General features: G+C 45.2%; 1 protein-coding gene. It reads left to right on the forward strand.

Annotated elements, in window-relative coordinates; genetic code table 11:
• Positions 1-67 precede the first annotated feature (67 nt).
• Positions 68-568 (forward strand): flagellar assembly protein T N-terminal domain-containing protein (locus R7Q11_RS28280; protein ID WP_025559034.1); only part of this gene is annotated, 501 nt, incomplete at its 3' end.

Raw genomic sequence — 568 nt, forward strand, 5'->3', positions numbered from 1 at the left:
TAAGAAAACGCCACCAAACTTCACTGAAATTGATATAGCAATATTTATACCCGAACGGTCATACCCAATGAAAAAAATATTATTTAGCCTACTTTCAATCACTTTCGTTATGCTTCTGCCATTTCGTGCAGTGGCGTCTTGGTACGAAGTGACAGGCGTTGCCACGATCGTTTCTTCTGAAGATGCGGCAAGGCTCCATGCGTTGGAAGACGCTCTATTCAAAGCCGTCAACTTTTCGGGCGCAGACATTGGCAGCATCAGTAATTTGATGCCGCTATTGGAAGAAAACCGCAAAGAATATCAGTTTACTAACCATGAGGTGCGCTACATTCTCGTGGAATCTGAGCGCAAACGCGGTGGCAAAATGGAAATGAAGATCCGAGTGGACATTTATCCATCGGCAACGGGTTGCCACACGGATCAATACAAAAAGACTATTTTGGTCGGTAACATTGACGTTGCCTCCCCCCAACAAGCAGTCATGGGGCAAATCTACCAAGTAGGTGACGATTTCAGCAAAGTCGTTAATCGCCAATTGGATCAAACCTCGCGCAGCTTCGTTTCTGTT

This window comes from Vibrio sp. 970 (genome assembly GCF_033339075.1).